Source organism: Pseudomonas sp. Z5-35 (assembly GCF_051131945.1).
In the GTDB taxonomy this organism is placed as follows: Bacteria; Pseudomonadota; Gammaproteobacteria; order Pseudomonadales; family Pseudomonadaceae; genus Aquipseudomonas; species Aquipseudomonas marvdashtae.
Genome location: NZ_CP071640.1, coordinates 5436673 through 5452978 on the forward strand (window position 1 = coordinate 5436673; position 16306 = coordinate 5452978).

Annotated in this window: 17 protein-coding genes and 1 pseudogene; 11 read left to right on the forward strand and 7 right to left on the reverse strand. The window is 55.3% G+C overall.

Going from position 1 to position 16306, the window contains the following annotated elements:
- Positions 1–8: 8 nt before the first annotated feature.
- Both J3P95_RS24720 and J3P95_RS24725 read left to right on the forward strand, forming a co-directional pair.
- Entirely contained in the window at positions 9–329 is a 321-nt protein-coding gene (locus J3P95_RS24720) for a DUF2388 domain-containing protein (protein WP_186708198.1), read from the forward strand.
- Entirely contained in the window at positions 326–2287 is a 1962-nt protein-coding gene (locus J3P95_RS24725; RefSeq protein WP_434579361.1) for a DUF4105 domain-containing protein, read from the forward strand. Before J3P95_RS24720 ends, J3P95_RS24725 begins: the two co-directional genes overlap by 4 nt.
- 73 nt (positions 2288–2360) lie before the next feature.
- Here J3P95_RS24725 and trpA read toward each other — a convergent pair whose 3' ends face one another.
- Both trpA and trpB read right to left on the reverse strand, forming a co-directional pair.
- Positions 2361–3173: a tryptophan synthase subunit alpha gene (trpA, locus tag J3P95_RS24730; RefSeq protein WP_434559506.1), complete on the reverse strand. Its 813-nt coding sequence runs from the start codon at positions 3171–3173 to the stop codon at positions 2361–2363.
- On the reverse strand, positions 3173–4405 hold the full coding sequence (trpB, locus tag J3P95_RS24735) for a tryptophan synthase subunit beta (RefSeq protein ID WP_434559508.1): 1233 nt from the start codon (positions 4403–4405) through the stop codon (positions 3173–3175). The genes trpA and trpB overlap by 1 nt, the downstream gene beginning before the upstream one ends.
- A 112-nt stretch (positions 4406–4517) precedes the next feature.
- Between trpB and J3P95_RS24740 the strand changes: the two genes are divergently transcribed.
- Positions 4518–5435: a LysR family transcriptional regulator gene (locus J3P95_RS24740; RefSeq protein ID WP_434559510.1), complete on the forward strand. Its 918-nt coding sequence runs from the start codon at positions 4518–4520 to the stop codon at positions 5433–5435.
- Here J3P95_RS24740 and J3P95_RS24745 read toward each other — a convergent pair.
- Complete coding sequence (locus tag J3P95_RS24745) at positions 5408–5734, reverse strand: DUF883 family protein (RefSeq protein WP_186611411.1); 327 nt, start codon at positions 5732–5734, stop codon at positions 5408–5410. The two genes, J3P95_RS24740 and J3P95_RS24745, sit on opposite strands and share 28 nt — an antisense overlap.
- A gap of 156 nt (positions 5735–5890) precedes the next feature.
- Between J3P95_RS24745 and J3P95_RS24750 the strand changes: the two genes are divergently transcribed.
- Both J3P95_RS24750 and J3P95_RS24755 read left to right on the forward strand, forming a co-directional pair.
- The gene (locus tag J3P95_RS24750; RefSeq protein ID WP_003177209.1) at positions 5891–6106 is read left to right on the forward strand and encodes a dodecin; all 216 of its coding nucleotides are present in this window, start codon (positions 5891–5893) and stop codon (positions 6104–6106) included.
- A gap of 115 nt (positions 6107–6221) precedes the next feature.
- Positions 6222–6446 (forward strand): DUF1161 domain-containing protein, encoded by a 225-nt coding sequence (locus tag J3P95_RS24755; protein WP_434559512.1) that lies wholly within the window; start codon positions 6222–6224, stop codon positions 6444–6446.
- A gap of 55 nt (positions 6447–6501) precedes the next feature.
- On the opposite strand, the gene J3P95_RS24760 is transcribed toward J3P95_RS24755, so the two are convergent.
- The gene (locus J3P95_RS24760) at positions 6502–7503 is read right to left on the reverse strand and encodes an LLM class flavin-dependent oxidoreductase (protein WP_434579358.1); all 1002 of its coding nucleotides are present in this window, start codon (positions 7501–7503) and stop codon (positions 6502–6504) included.
- A gap of 236 nt (positions 7504–7739) precedes the next feature.
- Here J3P95_RS24760 and J3P95_RS24765 point away from each other — a divergent pair, with 236 nt between their 5' ends.
- Positions 7740–8171: an OsmC family protein gene (locus J3P95_RS24765; protein WP_434559516.1), complete on the forward strand. Its 432-nt coding sequence runs from the start codon at positions 7740–7742 to the stop codon at positions 8169–8171.
- Positions 8172–8309: 138 nt separating this feature from the next.
- Positions 8310–8543: a DUF1161 domain-containing protein gene (locus J3P95_RS24770; RefSeq protein WP_434559518.1), complete on the forward strand. Its 234-nt coding sequence runs from the start codon at positions 8310–8312 to the stop codon at positions 8541–8543.
- 6 nt (positions 8544–8549) lie between these two features.
- On the opposite strand, the gene J3P95_RS24775 is transcribed toward J3P95_RS24770, so the two are convergent.
- Positions 8550–8975, reverse strand: coding sequence for a hypothetical protein (locus J3P95_RS24775; protein WP_434559520.1), 426 nt, complete (start codon positions 8973–8975; stop codon positions 8550–8552).
- A gap of 40 nt (positions 8976–9015) precedes the next feature.
- Complete coding sequence (locus tag J3P95_RS24780) at positions 9016–9429, reverse strand: hypothetical protein (RefSeq protein ID WP_434579357.1); 414 nt, start codon at positions 9427–9429, stop codon at positions 9016–9018.
- A 58-nt stretch (positions 9430–9487) separates the two neighbouring features.
- Here J3P95_RS24780 and J3P95_RS24785 point away from each other — a divergent pair, with 58 nt between their 5' ends.
- Positions 9488–10579 carry an aminopeptidase gene (locus J3P95_RS24785; protein ID WP_434579356.1) on the forward strand — a complete coding sequence of 364 codons (1092 nt, stop codon included), beginning with the start codon at positions 9488–9490 and terminating at the stop codon, positions 10577–10579.
- On the opposite strand, the pseudogene J3P95_RS24790 reads toward J3P95_RS24785, so the two are convergent.
- Positions 10568–10762, reverse strand: a pseudogene (locus tag J3P95_RS24790) (serine/threonine protein kinase); the annotation flags it as partial. The gene J3P95_RS24785 and the pseudogene J3P95_RS24790 overlap by 12 nt on opposite strands.
- Positions 10763–11020: 258 nt before the next feature.
- On the opposite strand from J3P95_RS24790, the gene J3P95_RS24795 reads away from it, so the two are divergent.
- Genes J3P95_RS24795 through J3P95_RS24805 form a run of 3 tightly spaced genes read left to right on the forward strand, consistent with a single transcriptional unit; the run spans position 11021 to position 16213 of the window.
- Positions 11021–14551, forward strand: coding sequence for a hypothetical protein (locus J3P95_RS24795; RefSeq protein ID WP_434626220.1), 3531 nt, complete (start codon positions 11021–11023; stop codon positions 14549–14551).
- A complete protein-coding gene (locus tag J3P95_RS24800; protein WP_434579353.1) occupies positions 14532–15002 on the forward strand; it encodes a hypothetical protein in 471 nt (156 codons plus the stop codon). The genes J3P95_RS24795 and J3P95_RS24800 overlap by 20 nt, the downstream gene beginning before the upstream one ends.
- Positions 14999–16213 (forward strand): hypothetical protein, encoded by a 1215-nt coding sequence (locus J3P95_RS24805; RefSeq protein ID WP_434579352.1) that lies wholly within the window; start codon positions 14999–15001, stop codon positions 16211–16213. The genes J3P95_RS24800 and J3P95_RS24805 overlap by 4 nt, the downstream gene beginning before the upstream one ends.
- The last annotated feature ends 93 nt before the right edge of the window (positions 16214–16306 follow it).

Sequence of the window (16306 nt, forward strand, 5' to 3'; positions counted from 1 at the left end):
GTCGTTCCATGCGTAGCCCGCTGATTGCTGCCGCCCTAGGCCTGCTGGTGTTGGCCGATGTGGCCCAGGCACAAACCCTGGTAGCCACCAGTAACATCATCGTTCGCGCTTCCCAGCGCACGATCGATTTCACTTCCGACACCACCACATCCATCCGTGATTCGAAGATCGTTCGTGAAGCCCACGACGACGCGGCCAGCTTCGTCGCCAGCAACGGCGAAATTCGTGGCGCTCATCTCGAGGCCGCCTTCGATACCTTGCGTACACGCGTGCCGGAAGCGCGCGACGCCAGTGACCAGGTTCTCGCCGAAGCCATCCTCGCATTGTGAGGCGGCTCGCCGCCTGGCTAACGGCCGGGGTCGCGCTGCTTATCGGCAGCACCGCCCAGGCCGGCCTGCAACTACACCTTAACGCCGACGGCTTGACGCCGGCGCAGCAGCAGGCCAGCCAGGCACTGCTCGACGAAGCCATGCAGGCATTGCCGCCACGCTTCATCGAGCGACTGGACCGCCGCATCGATGTTGGCTGGACTGACCAGATGCCCGCCAACGCCTACGGCCAGGCCTCCCTGGTGTCACAGCTGGACCTGAACCGAAACCTGCTGGACAGCCTCACCGACGGCAGCGCCGCCACACAGAAGACCCAGCGCCCCCACGGCACGGTACGGCGGGAAATGCTCGCTACGGTCCTGCACGAACTGACCCACATTTATGACCGCTCGCGTCTATGGCCGGATGCCGAGCGTACCCTGATCCAGCGTTGCACCCGACGCAACAGCAGCGCCGGGTTGATTGGCCTGCCCGATGAATGCCGAGGCCAGAACGATCGCCGCTTTACACTGAGCGACGATCCTCGCTTGCTCGACCTGGCGGGTTGGCCGCAATACGTCGGCCGGCGCGGTGAACGGGAGCAGCACAATCGTCAAGTCGTCCGCAGCCCGGACCTTTACGAGACGAGCAGCCCCAAGGAGTTCGTCGCGGTCAACATGGAGTACTTTCTCCTGGACTCCAGCTATGCCTGCCGACGTCCCGCGCTGTATCGCTATTATCGGGAACACTTTGGTTGGGCCCCCGCCGCCAAGGACATCTGCGCAAAATCGTTCGCCTTCCTCAATGCCGGCAACGACTTCGCCAAGACGCCACTGGGCAAGGTCGATCCGGAACGGGTCTATGCCATTGACTACCTGTTGGCCGAAGCCAACCAGAACTGGGTCAGCCGCTGGGGCCACAGCATGCTCCGCCTGGTCATTTGCGCACCGGACCGGCCGCGTGGCCCGGACTGCCGCCTGGACCTGGACCAACACCTGGTGCTGTCCTACCGCGCCTTTGTGGGCGACGTGCAGTTGTCGAGCTGGGACGGACTGGTGGGCAAATACCCGTCGCGCCTGTTCGTGCTACCGCTCGCCCAAGTGATCGATGAATACACCAAGACCGAATTGCGCAGCCTGGCGTCTGTACCGCTGAACCTGTCGCGCACTGAGATAGAGGAAACGGTCGAACACGCCGCCGAAATGCACTGGAGCTACGACGGCAGTTATTACTTCCTTTCCAATAACTGCGCCGTGGAAAGCCTGAAGCTACTGCGCAGCGGCAGCAACAACGAACAGCTCAAGGGCCTGGACAGCATCATGCCCAACGGCCTGCTGGAAGTGCTCAAGGGCCGAGGCCTGGCGGATACCAGCGTGCTGGATGATCCCAAGGAAGCCTTGCGCCTGGGCTACCGCTTCGACTCATTCCGTGACCGGTACCAGGCAATGTTCGAGGTGCTGAAGAAGCATCTGCCCATCAAGCAACAAACGGTGGAGGACTGGCTGGCCTTGGATGCCGCCGAGCGCCGCGTCTGGTTCGAACAGGCCGACCTGCGCACCAGCGCAGCGTTGTTATTGCTGGAACAGGCCAGCTATCGTCGACAACTATTGTTGGCACAGGATGAAGTCAAACAACGCTACCTCGGAGCCCGTGAACTGCAGAACGGCGGCATGGAACGGGCTAACGCGACGTTGCAGCAAATTCTAGCCAACAGCGGCTTCCTGAGCCGTCCGGCTGAACTGCTAGGCACCAGCGGCTACGGATTGCCGCAACCCAGCGAGTGGCAGCGCTTGGAATCAGAAAGCAGCTTGCGTCAGAAACAGCTGCAAACGCTGACAGGTGATCTGGACAAGGAAGTCCGGGCGTTGCTGGAACCGAGCCGCGCCGCTGAAATTGCTGCAAGCGAGGCCAATGTGAAAGCGATTGGCGAGCATTTGCGCAAGCTGCACAAGGCCGGAGGCGGGTTGGAGCTACCCTGACGAAAACACTCCTGCAGTAACAAAAAGGGGTTCAGAACCCAGTTCTGAACCCCTTTTTTGATGCTGATCCCAATCAGTCGACACGCGCTTTGCGCACGCCATCAGCCAAGGCAGCACACAGACTCAACACCCCATCAATCGCTTGCTCCGGCGTATCGGCGCTGGCGATATGATCGATCAGCGCCGAACCCACCACCACCCCATCAGCCAGTCGTGCGATGGCCGCCGCCTGCTCCGGCGTGCGGATGCCGAACCCGATGCTGATCGGCAAATCGGTATGGCGACGCAGGCGTGCGACAGCCTCTTCGACATGTTCCAGCGTCGCAGCACCGGCACCGGTTACGCCCGCCACCGACACGTAGTACACGAAACCCGAACTGCCGTTGAGCACAGTCGGCAAGCGCACGTCATCGGTAGTCGGCGTGGTCAGGCGGATGAAGTCCAGCCCTGCCGCCTGGGCCGGTTCGCACAACTCACTGTTGTGCTCGGGCGGCATGTCCACGACGATCAGGCCGTCGACACCGGAGTCCAGCGCCTCGCCAATGAAACGCTGCACGCCATAACGATGGATCGGGTTGTAATAACCCATCAGCACCAACGGCGTATCTGTATTGTCCTTGCGGAACTCACGAACCATCTGCAGGGTTTTCGCCAGGTTTTGCTGGGCGCCCAAGGCCCGGATGTTAGCCAACTGGATCGCCGGGCCGTCGGCCATCGGGTCGGTGAATGGCATGCCCAACTCGATCACATCGGCGCCAGCGGCAGGAAGTCCCTTGAGAATCGCCAGCGAGGTGTCGTAGTCCGGGTCGCCGCCGGTGACAAACGTCACCAGGGCCGCGCGGTTCTGTTCCTTGAGTTCGGCAAAACGGGTTTGCAGGCGGCTCATCAGTGTTTCTCCTGCTGGGACTGTTCCATGTGGTGCATCACGGTTTGCATATCTTTATCGCCACGGCCGGACAGGTTGACCACCATCAGGTGATCCTTTGGCAAGTTCGGTGCGCGCTTGAACACTTCAGCCAGGGCATGGGCGCTTTCCAGCGCAGGGATAATCCCTTCCAGGCGGCAGCATTTGTGGAACGCTTCCAGGGCTTCGGCGTCAGTGACCGAGGTGTATTGGACGCGACCAATGTCGTGCAACCAGGCATGCTCCGGGCCGATACCGGGATAGTCGAGGCCTGCAGAGATCGAATGGGCGTCGATGATCTGACCGTCGTCATCCTGCAACAGGAAGGTACGGTTGCCGTGCAGCACGCCCGGCACGCCGCCGTTCAGGCTCGCCGCGTGCTTGCCGGTCTCGATGCCATAGCCGGCAGCTTCGACACCAATGATCTCGACACTCTTGTCATCCAGGAATGGATGGAACAGGCCCATGGCATTGGAACCGCCGCCGATGCACGCCACCAGGCTGTCCGGCAACCGACCTTCCTGGGCTTGCAGTTGATCGCGGGTCTCCTTGCCGATCACGGCCTGGAAGTCGCGGACCATAGCCGGGTACGGATGCGGACCTGCCACAGTGCCGATCAAATAGAACGTGCTATCGACGTTGGTCACCCAGTCGCGCAGCGCCTCGTTCATCGCATCCTTCAGGGTGCCGGTACCGGCGACCACCGGGATGACTTCGGCACCGAGCAGCTTCATGCGGAACACGTTGGCCTGCTGGCGCTCGATGTCAGTGGTGCCCATGTAGATAACGCAGTCCAGGCCGAAACGCGCCGCGACGGTGGCAGTGGCCACGCCGTGCATGCCGGCGCCGGTCTCGGCAATGATGCGTTTTTTACCCATGCGCCGCGCCAGCAGGATCTGGCCGATGCAGTTGTTGATCTTGTGCGCGCCGGTGTGGTTCAGCTCTTCACGCTTGAGATAGATCTTCGCGCCGCCACAATATTCGGTCAGGCGTTCGGCGAAATATAGCGGGCTCGGACGACCGACGTAGTCGCGCTGGAAGTAGGCCAATTGCTCGATGAACGCAGGATCTTCCTTCGCCACGTCGTATTCGCGGGCCAGATCAAGAATCAGCGGCATCAAGGTTTCGGCCACATAGCGGCCACCGAACGCGCCGAACATACCGTTCGCATCAGGGCCGCTACTGAGGTTGAAAGAGGTCGTAGACTGGGTCATCGGGCGCTCCAGGCGAATGCGTAGAAAGACAATGAGGCTCACTCTACCCCTGACATCTCGCCCTGAAAACCGATAAGATCGCCGCAACCTGTCAGAAAAACTCACAGATACCATGAGCCACGACTTACCGCCGCTTAACGCCCTGCGTGCCTTCGAAGCCACCGCCCGCCTGAACAGCGTAAGCCAAGCGGCAGAACAGCTGCATGTAACCCACGGCGCCGTCAGCCGGCAACTGAAGGTGCTCGAAGAGCACTTGGGCGTCAGCCTGTTCGTCAAGGATGGACGTGGCCTTAAACTCACAGATGCAGGGTTGCGCCTACGTGACGCCAGTGCCGATGCGTTCGAGCGCCTGCGCACCGTTTGCGCAGAGCTGACGCAAAGCACAGCGGACGCTCCGTTCGTGTTGGGCTGCTCGGGAAGCTTGCTGGCGCGCTGGTTCATTCCTCGCCTGGGCAGGCTCAATGCCGACCTGCCGGATTTGCGCTTGCACTTGTCCGCCGGAGAGGGCGACCTGGACCCCAGGCGCCCGGGGCTCGACGCATTGCTGGTGTTCGCCGAGCCGCCCTGGCCGGCCGACATGCAAGTGTATGAACTGGTCAGCGAGCGAATCGGCCCGGTCATCAGCCCTCGTTACGCCGGGTTCGTACACTTGCAAGATGCACCGGCCAGTGCGCTGCTCGGCGAACCGCTGTTGCACACCACTTCGCGCCCCCAGGCCTGGCCGACCTGGGCACGGCAAAATGCCCTTGAACCCCAGGCGTTGAAGTTCGGGCAAGGTTTCGAGCATTTGTATTATTTGCTGGAGGCTGCCGTAGCCGGGCTTGGCGTGGCCATTGCCCCCGAGCCGCTGGTCGCCGAAGACCTGCGTGCCGGGCGCCTGGCCGCGCCGTGGGGTTTCAGTGAAACTTCGGCGCGGCTGGCGTTATGGCTGCCCAAGCGCGCCGCCGATGGGCGCGCCCGGCAATTGGCGCAATGGCTCAGGCAAGAGCTGAACCCATCGATTCAGTCACCGCGCTTGCACAGCAAGTAGGCGGCCAACAAACCCAGCGCCCCGACCGCGACACCGGCGGTGGTCCAAGGGTGTTCTTGAGCGTAGTCGCGTGTGGCGATCCCCGTTTCGCGGGTTTTCACCTTGACCTCCTCATAGGCATCGCTCAGCAGATGCCGGGAATGTTTCAGTGCGCTTTCGGCATTTGCCTTCAGCGACTTGAGGGTCTTACGCGACTCGTCCGAGGCGTCGTCCTTCAGGCTTTCCAACGACTTGAGCAGACTCTCGATTTCCGCTTCCATGCTTTGCAACGAGGCTTTGCGTAACGAAGTGCTGGCCATAGTGGCTCTCTCCTGCAGTGGTTGAGTAGCGTGTGAGAGTTGGGACTCCGACCGTTTGGGAAAGTGCAGTAAATCTGAACTTTCGCAGCGTAAACGGCGACACAAGTAAGGCGAAAAATCGCTGCTAGGCTGTTAAAAACAACCAAGGAGAACGTCATGAGTGATCATCACACGTACAAAAAAGTCGAACTGGTCGGCTCGTCCCCCACCAGCATTGAAGACGCCATCAACAATGCCTTGGCCGAGGCCAGCAAAAGCCTCAAGCATCTGGAGTGGTTTGAAGTCACGGAAACCCGCGGTCACATCGAAAACGGCCGGGCCGCGCATTTCCAGGTGACCATCAAGGTCGGCTTCCGGATCGCCAATAGCTGACGCTCGGTGAACTTTGCACACTGGCGGAGTGCCATAGGGAATGGCGATGCGCTATCGAACGAGCGCGTCGCCCTGTCTCATACCTTTCCTATGATCCGACCAAGGAGTGCAAGCGATGAAAAAGTTGATGGTGGCCCTGGGTTTACTAAGCCTTGCAGGGACCGCGTTCGCGGCCGGCAAGCCCTGCGAAGAACTCAAAAGCGAAATCGCAGCGAAGCTCGATGCCAAAGGCGTGTCGGGTTATTCGCTGGAAGTTGTCGATAAAGGCGCAGCGGCTGACGCAAAAGTCGTCGGCACCTGCGAAGGCGGCTCGAAGGAAATCGTCTACAAACGCGGCTGATTACGCGTCCAAATCAAAGCCGACGCACCTGCGTCGGCTTTTTTGTGGCTGTGATTCAGCCCTTCATGACTTGCGCCAGCAGCTCATATGAGTGCAGGCGGTCGGCATGCTCGTACAGGTCGCTGGTGAAAATCAGCTCATCGGCCTGGGTTTGCTCAATCAGCACGTCCAACTTGGCGCGGATCTTCTGCGGGCCGCCAACCATGGCCAGGCCGAGGAAGTCGCCCACCGCTTCTTTCTCATGGGGCAGCCAGAGGCCGTTCATGGTTTCGACGGGCGGGCGTTGCACCAGGCTCTGGCCGCGCATCAACGCGAGGATCCGCTGGTACACCGAAGTCGCGAGGTAATCGGCCTGCTCGTCGGTATCCGCCGCCACCAGCGGCACGCCGAGCATGACATAGGGCTTGTCGAGCACCGCCGACGGCTTGAAGTGGCTGCGATAGACGCGAATCGCCTCGTGCATGAAACGCGGTGCGAAATGCGAGGCGAAGGCGTACGGCAAACCGCGCTCACCGGCCAGCTGCGCGCTGAACAAACTTGAACCCAGCAACCACACCGGCACATGAGTGCCCGTGCCGGGCATGGCGATGATGCGTTGGTCGGGCGTCCGCGGGCCGAGATAGCGCATCAGTTCCGTCACGTCTTCGGGGAAATCATCGGCGCTGCCGGAACGTTCACGGCGCAGCGCCCGGGCGGTCATCTGGTCGGAGCCGGGCGCGCGTCCCAGCCCAAGGTCAATCCGGCCAGGAAAGAGGCTCTCAAGCGTGCCGAACTGCTCGGCGATCACCAACGGCGCGTGATTCGGCAGCATGACGCCGCCGGAGCCAACACGAATGGTCGAAGTGCCCCCTGCCAGATAGCCCAGCAGAACCGCCGTCGCCGAGCTGGCGATGCCGTCCATGTTGTGGTGCTCGGCCACCCAGAAGCGGGTGTAGCCGAATTTTTCCACGTGCTGCGCCAAGTCCAGGGAGTTTCGCAAGGACTGGCCGGCGTTGCCGTCAGCACGGACGGGCACAAGGTCAAGGGTAGAAAATTTAACTTCGGACAGCTGTTTCATGGGCCGGCATCTCCAACGGCGTATGAGCTTTCCTACGGACGAAAGCCTGCCGTTTCTATAGGTGTGCTACATGCAATGTGGGCATATACCCGAGTTTCAATAGCAGCGAAGAATTTTCCTACTAAATTAGTCGGCTAATCGACCGGATGAACTTTATCGGTCGGTCTATCCTCACAATCCTGGCACTGAAAAATACCCAGGCGCGAACCCTCGCGCCGGATCAAGAGGAGGCACACATGGCTATCGTCAAGAAAGCATCGGCTCACTGGGAAGGTGACCTGAAGACCGGAATCGGCTCGATCTCCACGGAAACCGGCGTGTTGCGTGAAGCGCCCTATGGCTTCAAGGCACGTTTTGAAGGTGGCAAGGGCACCAACCCCGAGGAATTGATCGGCGCGGCCCACGCGGGCTGTTTCTCCATGGCATTTTCGATGATCCTCGGCGACGCCGGGCTCAAGGCCGACAGCATCGACACCAACGCCGAAGTCACGCTGGACCAGGTTGAGGGCGGCTTTGCGATTACCGCGGTGAAGCTGATTCTCAAGGCCAGGATTCCCGGCGCCAGCCAGGAACAATTCGAGGAATTGAGCAACAAGGCCAAGGAAGGTTGCCCGGTTTCCAAGGTGCTCAACGCCAAGATCACCCTGGAGGCATCGCTGGTAAGTTGATGAACTGAAAAGATCGCAGCCCCCAATAGGTTGCGATCTTCCTCATGGGCGATCTATTTACCCGAAAGCAATTGTGATCGAATGCAGGTCTGCAGTTTCAGCGCACAGGCAGTGCGCGCTGTATTGAGGAATTCCAGCATGAAACGATTCGCCCTGGCAGTCATCGGTTGCGCATTGGCCACATCGGCCCTCGCGGCGCCTAAATCCTGCGAGGAACTGAAAGCAGAGATCGAAGCGAAAATCCAGGCCAACAACGTGCTGTCATACACCTTGGAAATCGTCACCAATGACGAAGCGCACGATCAGAACATGGTGGTGGGCAGTTGCGAAAACGGCACGAAGAAGATCATCTACCAGAAGAACGACCGGTAGAGCGCTCTACGGAACGCAATTGACTTGTCGCTCTTCGGCCACGATTTGACGCTTGGCGTCATAGAGCCGGGCGCTGGGCGTGAACGCCAGGTTGCGTCCCTCCAGTCGATAGCGCTGGCCAGCCTCGAAATGGTCGTAACGCACGAGCATATAGCACAGCCGCTCTTGCGGTTCGGCTTGCATGCCCAACCCGCCACCGCTGAACACCTCGAAGTCGAAGCGAACTCTCAGTTCGTGGCTGCCCGGCGAAACCTGAAAGAACCTTCCGTCTCGCAACCGCTGGCCATCCAGGCTTTCAGCCATCAACATTTTGCCGCCCGGCATGGGTGTGGCGAAATCGATCCACGCCATGTTCGGGTCGACCTGGGGCAGCGGGCTCGTTGCGCAACCGCTCAAGGAGACCAGGGCCAGTAACAGCAGGGGTAAGCGCATGGTGAGTCTCCCGAGGATCAGGCACTGAGCATAGCGCCAATCACGTTTGTTGGCAGCCCGCCGGCGTCCCTTGCCCAACCACTTTGCGCTGCTGGTCATACAGCTTGGCCCACGGACGGAAACCGATACTGCCGGCCTGCAGTTGATAACGCTGGCCCGCGTTGAAGTCCTTGAATTTCACGTTCAGCCGGCAATCACGCCACAGCGGCTCTGCATCCGGGCCGATGTTGCCCGGCTCCACGGCAAATTGATAACGCACCGTCAGCTCATGGCTGCCGGGTTGCACTTCGAAATAACGCCGGTCGATGGATTCCTTGTCGTCGACCTCCAACGCCTGCAACGCCGTGTTCTGATGGTCTGCAAGGTCGACCCACGCTTGGGACGGATCAGGATCGGGCAAACCGGCACAACCGGTCAGCAGCAACAGTCCACTCGTCAGCATCAACACGCGCATAGCGAAGCTCCGGGCAAGCGGGATAGTCTTGGGGCAGACTTTCCCAGGGTGATTCCAATTGATCAGGCAGCGTTCACGCCATCGGTTACTCGACCGTGTTTTCCGAATTTTGTTTCCCGCCCTCGTGCTTTTGTTACTCAACGGTTGCTCCAGCGTCAGCTACTACGGCCAGCTCGCCAGCGGACAACTGCGACTGCTGCAAGCCCGGGAACCGATCGACCGGGTCATCGCCGACCCCGCCCGCGACCCGACATTGCGCGCCCATCTGGCCCAGGCGCGCGAGGCCCGGGCGTTCGCCAGCGCCCGCCTGCACCTGCCCGACAACAAAAGCTATCGCCTGTATGCGGACATTGATCGCCCCTTCGTCGTCTGGAATGTCTTCGCCACCCCGGAATTCTCCCTGGCACCGCAAAACCATTGCTTCCCCATCGCCGGTTGCGTCGCGTATCGCGGCTACTACAGCCAAAGCGCCGCCCGAGGCGAGGCCGCGTTGCAGCGCCTGCGGGGCATGGATGTGTCGATTGGCGGCGTGGAGGCTTATTCGACCCTGGGCTGGTTCAACGACCCGATCCTGAGTTCGATGCTGCACTGGGGCGACGAGCGCCTGGCGACGCTGATCTTTCATGAGCTGGCGCACCAGCGGTTCTACGTAAAGGACGATACGGAATTCAACGAATCCTTTGCCACCTTCGTCGAGCAGCAGGGCACCCGGCAATGGCGCGCCCATCGTGGGCTGGCGCCGGACAACGGCAACAAGGTGCGCCAACGCGACCAATTCATCCAACTGATCCTCGACACCCGCCAGCGGCTGGAAACCCTCTACGCCCAACCGCTGCCGGCCGATCAGATGCGCCAGCGCAAGGCTGCGGAATTTGAACGACTGCGCGCCGACTACGCGCAAATGCGCGATACCCAGTGGGCCGGTGACAAGCGCTACGACGCCTGGGTCTACACGCCACTGAACAACGCACGGCTACTGCCCTTCGGCCTGTATGACCAATGGGTGCCGGCGTTTGCGGCGTTGTTCGAGCGTGAGGGTGGGGATTGGGTTGCGTTTTATGCGGCAGTGGAAAACCTTGGCCGGTTGCCGGTGGATGAGCGCAAGGCAGCCTTGAAGGCGCTCAGTGCAAGCAAGCCGCTACCACCATAATGAACCACCCGCCCAAACCTTACGCAACTGCGCCGCATTGAGGCTGCGCCGTTCTGGATCGAAGGCCAGCGTCGTACGCAACGACGGCCAACAGCGCCTGGGCAGGCTGCGCGGTGCCTTGAGTTGGCGCTCCAGCCCGGTATCGCGCGCCTGGTTTGACGGTAAACGTCGGTAGGGATGTTTGCAGCATGTTTATTAGTGGGCACCCAAACCAGCTGTCGATAGTATAAATTGTTATAACTGGCTCTCGGAACGGGCCGCAATCGGCCCGTTGCGGCCCTTCACTTCCTCGTTCATGAGGTTTTGTACGCTGCCTAAAAAAGACTACAGAGAATAAAGACGGTGTCTAGAGTTAAGGTAAACGGCATTAACAGCGTGCTATCAAGCATGCCATAATGGCGTTTTGCAATTTCGCGTCCAATCTAGTTGCAGAGTGCTCTCATGCCAAGGAAGATTCCCAAGTGGCGCCAAAACAGATCAGTAAGCAACCACGCGACGGTAAAAAAGAAAGTCGCAGCGATTCAATCCGTCGGAGTTGACTCGAAAACTATTGCACGATTGAAGCAAGAAGCTCCTTCTAATGAGCTTTTTGCTTTGCTCAACAGCTTGAACTTAAGTCAAGCGCAGTTAATTAAACTCAAAGGCGAACCATTCCCATCATCCCTTGACAAAGTATTTACCACTTCGCTGGTCGGCAGTTATGGCGCGTTAGCCAATGAAATAATATGGGCCGTAGCAACGCTTCTACCAAATGGAGCAAAAATTAAGGAGTTTGTTAAGCAGAGACAGCGATTTGAGCTTGCAGTTGTTTCAAACAATAGCTCTGGTGCTGTTGATGTATTGAGCGACTGCCAGTTGCAATTTGGATGGTCAATATGGTACATGCAAAATACCCTAGCGAACGCGCAGTACAAAGATGGCGTTGAGGAAAAGAGACGACTTACCTCGATATATGAGAAGGAGGTAAGTCATAGTCCGCTATTAACCATCATGCTGCACTTCATGGCAAAGAGGATTGAGGGAACTGGCGTTCCGGGCTATTTGCAAAGCGAGCTAGCTAATAGCTATGAGGGGGCAGCCTATAATTATCTAAAAGCTAAAATTATAGATCTGTCTGATGCCGATGTAGATACACTAGCTCTAGTTTTAAACATCGACTCCAAGCTCAGTGCGATTGATCATTATGAAAGTGTGATCTCGGTTTTACAAACCATAGTTGTTATTGCGGAACTAGCTGCTACCGTGGCTTCAGTATTGGCCCACCCGATACAAAAATTATTTCGACTCACTGCGGATAGGCGACTAGTCCCAATCCTAATTGCATTTGGAGTTGTAGATCCAAACTTGTATAAAAGCGCAGACAGCAAAATTAAATTCATTGAAGCATATTCTCAAGGTAGATATCAGGAAGCGTTGACTCTGGCTGCATCCCATCTTTCTCAGCATGCTGATGACATAGGTGCACTAGTAATGCTGGTGCGCACAGAGAAAAAGTGTAATGCCTCGACGATAAAATATGAAGGTGTTTTGGGGGAAGTTGTACAGCACCTCCGGAATATAATCTCTCTTAGCCCGGACACTTACTCATCTGCGCTTTCTTTATTTGCTCTTTATGATAGATTTTTCGGCCATTCTTGGACTGCTTTTCTAAAAGGGATAGTTAATTTAGAGCTGGAAACAGAAAAGTTCGACTACCCCTCAGTTGCATTGAGGCGGACTCTGGTTCTGGAGCCGACGCCGACACCATTCACAGCTCTTCTACAACCAGCTAAGGGCAGCGAACATCATTTAATTAGTTATTTTGAAAAACGTAAATTATTCACCAGCACAATTGAGGTTTTTAGACTTGCCACTTATGGCACTTCCAACAACCCGTCAAGTATCAGTGAAGAGCGTCGGAGACGCTATCTAGGTAGTTATGCTCTAAACAAAGGAAATCTCCAAGAAGCCATCGAAAATTTTGAATGGTTAATTACAAATTTATCCGAAGCCGAATCAATGCGGGCCTCTGCTGCTGCAGCCATTGCATATGCACGATGCGGGCAGTATTTAAGCTCAGCTGAGTCTTTAGTGAGCGGCTACCTAAATTGGCCGCACGCCCCCACTGTTCTTCCATTACACGAGATTGTTTCCGGACTCGATTTACCTGAGAACTGGCCTGAGTCAATATGCGTACCACTTATATTTGAACTATATACTTCGTTCTGCTCAAATGATCGAATGACGCATTTACGCTATGCATTTGAGCGCTTCCACAATGAATTTAATTTATCTTCGCCCTTTGAATTGAAGGAACGCGCCTCCGAATTTGGATTAGGAAAAGTAATTTACTACCTGAACAGCGTTTGGCGTCCGGAGGTTATGAGACAGACCGTGCTGTATGAAGGCACCCGGGAAATCGAAGAGGAACGGATTAGGGTATGTCAAGTTTTGGCAGACATTGATAGTTCGAATTCGCTAAAATATCTCGCCGAAATACGTGAGCGCGTTAAAACTCTAGAAATTGCCAAGGCGACTAACTTGGTAGAGCAAAGTAAAGTCTATGTCGATATAGCGGCAATAAAAAAATCCTTAAGAAATAAGTTGGGCGACGCTTACGCTCGATATAAGTCTGCTGCTCCCAGCGTCGCGGCATCTGATACCAAACTAATGGAGACTATTTCAGAGGCGCTATCACAGTCAGGAAGCGATATATCAGTAACCCGCCTCATGTCTAGCATCCATCTCATACGTAAAAACACAACAACGAGCGAACTAGATCTCCAGTTTGCTGCGATGTTCGCTGAGGTTACGAACGAATTTTTGCGTGGAGACCATGGACTAAATGCCTACCTAAGCACTAGAGTCCGTCATGGTAAGTTAAGCAACGCCCTTCGCAAGCCGGCGGCGGATGAGTACCTTGTTACCGAGCGAAAAGAGGGGTCTACCTTCTATGTCCCTAATTATCATTGGGCTCAGACATTAAGCGGTCTTGATCAAGAACAGCACGAGCAACTTTCAGAGGTACTAGAGATATTTGCGAGCACTCTTGACTCAATAATATCTCACGTCAAAGATGACCTTATTCAGGTTAGGGTTACTCATGAGCTCGTTTCCAAGGACACTAATCATTTTGCGTTATTCGCCTACCAAACGACAAACCTAGAGCGGATGTACATGCAAGCCAATGATGCGACAGTTAAAAGCCTAGACGAGTTTATTGATTTGTGCGTGGACACCCTATGGGACAAAACAGACGCAAACTTAGTCCTTGTTCAAAATGTACTGCGCACAGAGATTAGACAGAAGCTATCGTCAGCATTTGATGAGCTAAACAGATCTTTGTATTCGCTGAGTTTTGCCGATAGGCTTGGAGAGCTAATTAATCATGTATTCCGGGCTCGCACCAATACCCAAGCGCAGCTTAACAATGTGACCTCATGGTTCAAACGGAGCGAGGTCTACGATCGGCAAGATTACTCAATCGAATTCCCCATGCTAGTTGCCACAAATATGATTCGCAACTCTATTTCTGGTGCCCGGGACTGGGAGGGCATAGACCTTAATATTTCGGAAGTTCAAGGTCTCATGCCGGGAAGAAGCCTGGACGCTATGGTCGACATGTTCTGCGTTTTATTCGAAAATGCGATAGGCCACTCCGGAGAGAGCTTAACGAACCTTAAGGTGTCTGCTGACTTGCGATTTGTTGATGGCTGTTTCAATGCGACGCTACGCAACTCTGTCTTTAATAGAACATTTGCTGAGCGGGACGAAAGTCGACTTCAACGCATTCGAGCGGAGCTAACCAAAGATGACAATCGAAATAAAGCACAGAAAGAAGGCCGGAGTGGATTTCATAAGCTTTGGGCTATAATAAATGCGCCTCAATATTGGGAGCCATCATTGGAATTCGGCTTCAAAGATCCCGCAGTATTCGAGGTGATCGTTAGCTTCAAGACTGAGGTGACCAACTATGAAAATGCTTATAATTGAAGATGATGAGGACAAGCTTAAGACACTAGCTGACTTCATCGATCAAGAATTTCCAGGATATATGGTAGAAACAGCCAAGTCATACAATAGCGGCTTGAGGGCAATAATCAAAGGAAATAAAATATATGATTTCATTCTGCTCGACATGAGCATGCCAAATTATGATGTGAGTCCTAGTGAGCCTAGCGGTGGAAGCCCTGAAAGTTTTGCCGGAAGCGAATTATTGGCACAAATGAAGCTCCGCGGCATTCAAATCCCAACTGTGGTCGTAACAATGTTTGATGCTTTTGGTGATAATTCTTCCAAAGTTTCTTTGGATCAACTAGTTGAAAAACTTGCTAGGCAGTTTCATCCAATTTTTAAAGGTTCTGTCTATTACAATCCGGCGGAAGATGGGTGGCGATCTTCGCTAAAAATTATAATTAACAATATTAGGGAAGGTGGCCGATGATTAAGCTCTTAGTTGTAGATGATGAATACGCAAAAATCTCTGCGATCTCCCAGATTGTGATGGCTTTGGATAGTTCTATTCAAATAGAGCACGCAAGTACTTCTAATGAAGGCCGCCGCAAGCTTCAAGAAAACGAATTTGATCTTTTGATTATCGATCTTAATCTGCCAGCAACTCTTGGCGCTTCACCAACCCGGAATGGTGGGCTTGAGTTTTTCGATTTACTTTTATTAGATAAAGCAATTTTGCTTCCGGATGTTGTTTTCTTATCTGCGCTCGAAGACTCATTGGAAGAAGCAGAGCAAGCGGTAAATGAACGAGGGGCAATTTTTTGCTCTTATAGCACTAGCGATTCTGGAATCTGGAAACAGATTTTATCAGGTAAAATCAAGTATGCTTCACAACGAAGAGCTAGGATCAATGCATCATCCCCTCGTTTCGACGTGGTAGTGATGACTGCTCTTGGAGAGCCAGAGCTAAGCGCAGTACTTAAGCTCGAATATGGTTGGAAAACCTTAAGGTTTGGTAACGATCCTACTGGCTACCATGCTGGGAAAATTCCGAGGGCACGAGGAAGTCTGAGCGTCGTGGCTGCTTCTGCTCGACGTAAGGGTATGCCATCTTCAGCCGCACTGGCCTCGAAGATGGTCGCAAGATTCCAACCAAAGTATGTTGTAATGTTGGGCATTTGTGCAGGCGTTAAAGGAAAAACCAACTATGGAGATGTCATAATCGCAGATCCTTCATGGGACTGGGGAAGCGGCAAATATGCAGAAACGGATGACGGGACTAGAGTATTCATGGCCGCCCCTTACCCACATCCACTGGATATTCATATTTCCCAATTGGCTATGGAACTTGCCAATGACAAAGTTGCCCGCGAACTTCAAACTGGCTGGGACGGTGACACACCAGAGGGAAAACTAAGCATTAGAGTGGGGCCTATGGCCTCAGGTGCTGCGGTCTTAGCTACTAGTGACGCAATGCAACCCATTACCGCCCAAAATCGCGAGGTTCTCGGCGTCGAGATGGAAGCTTATGCTGTGATGGCGTCTGCAGATTTCGCTTGCAAACCTTCGCCCATTCCAGTCGCAATTAAGTCAGTCTGTGATTTTGCTGACGCGGAAAAAAATGATCTTTGGCAATCATATGCGGCATATACGAGCGCGGCTTTTTTTAATCGACTTTTTACTGATGAACATTTGACTTAAAGGTGTGAGCTACTTTGTTTTATCTCTTGGCATTCTCCAATGGCTCATTGCCACGGGGGGATGTTAATCGAAAAATCTATGCGGACGCGTACC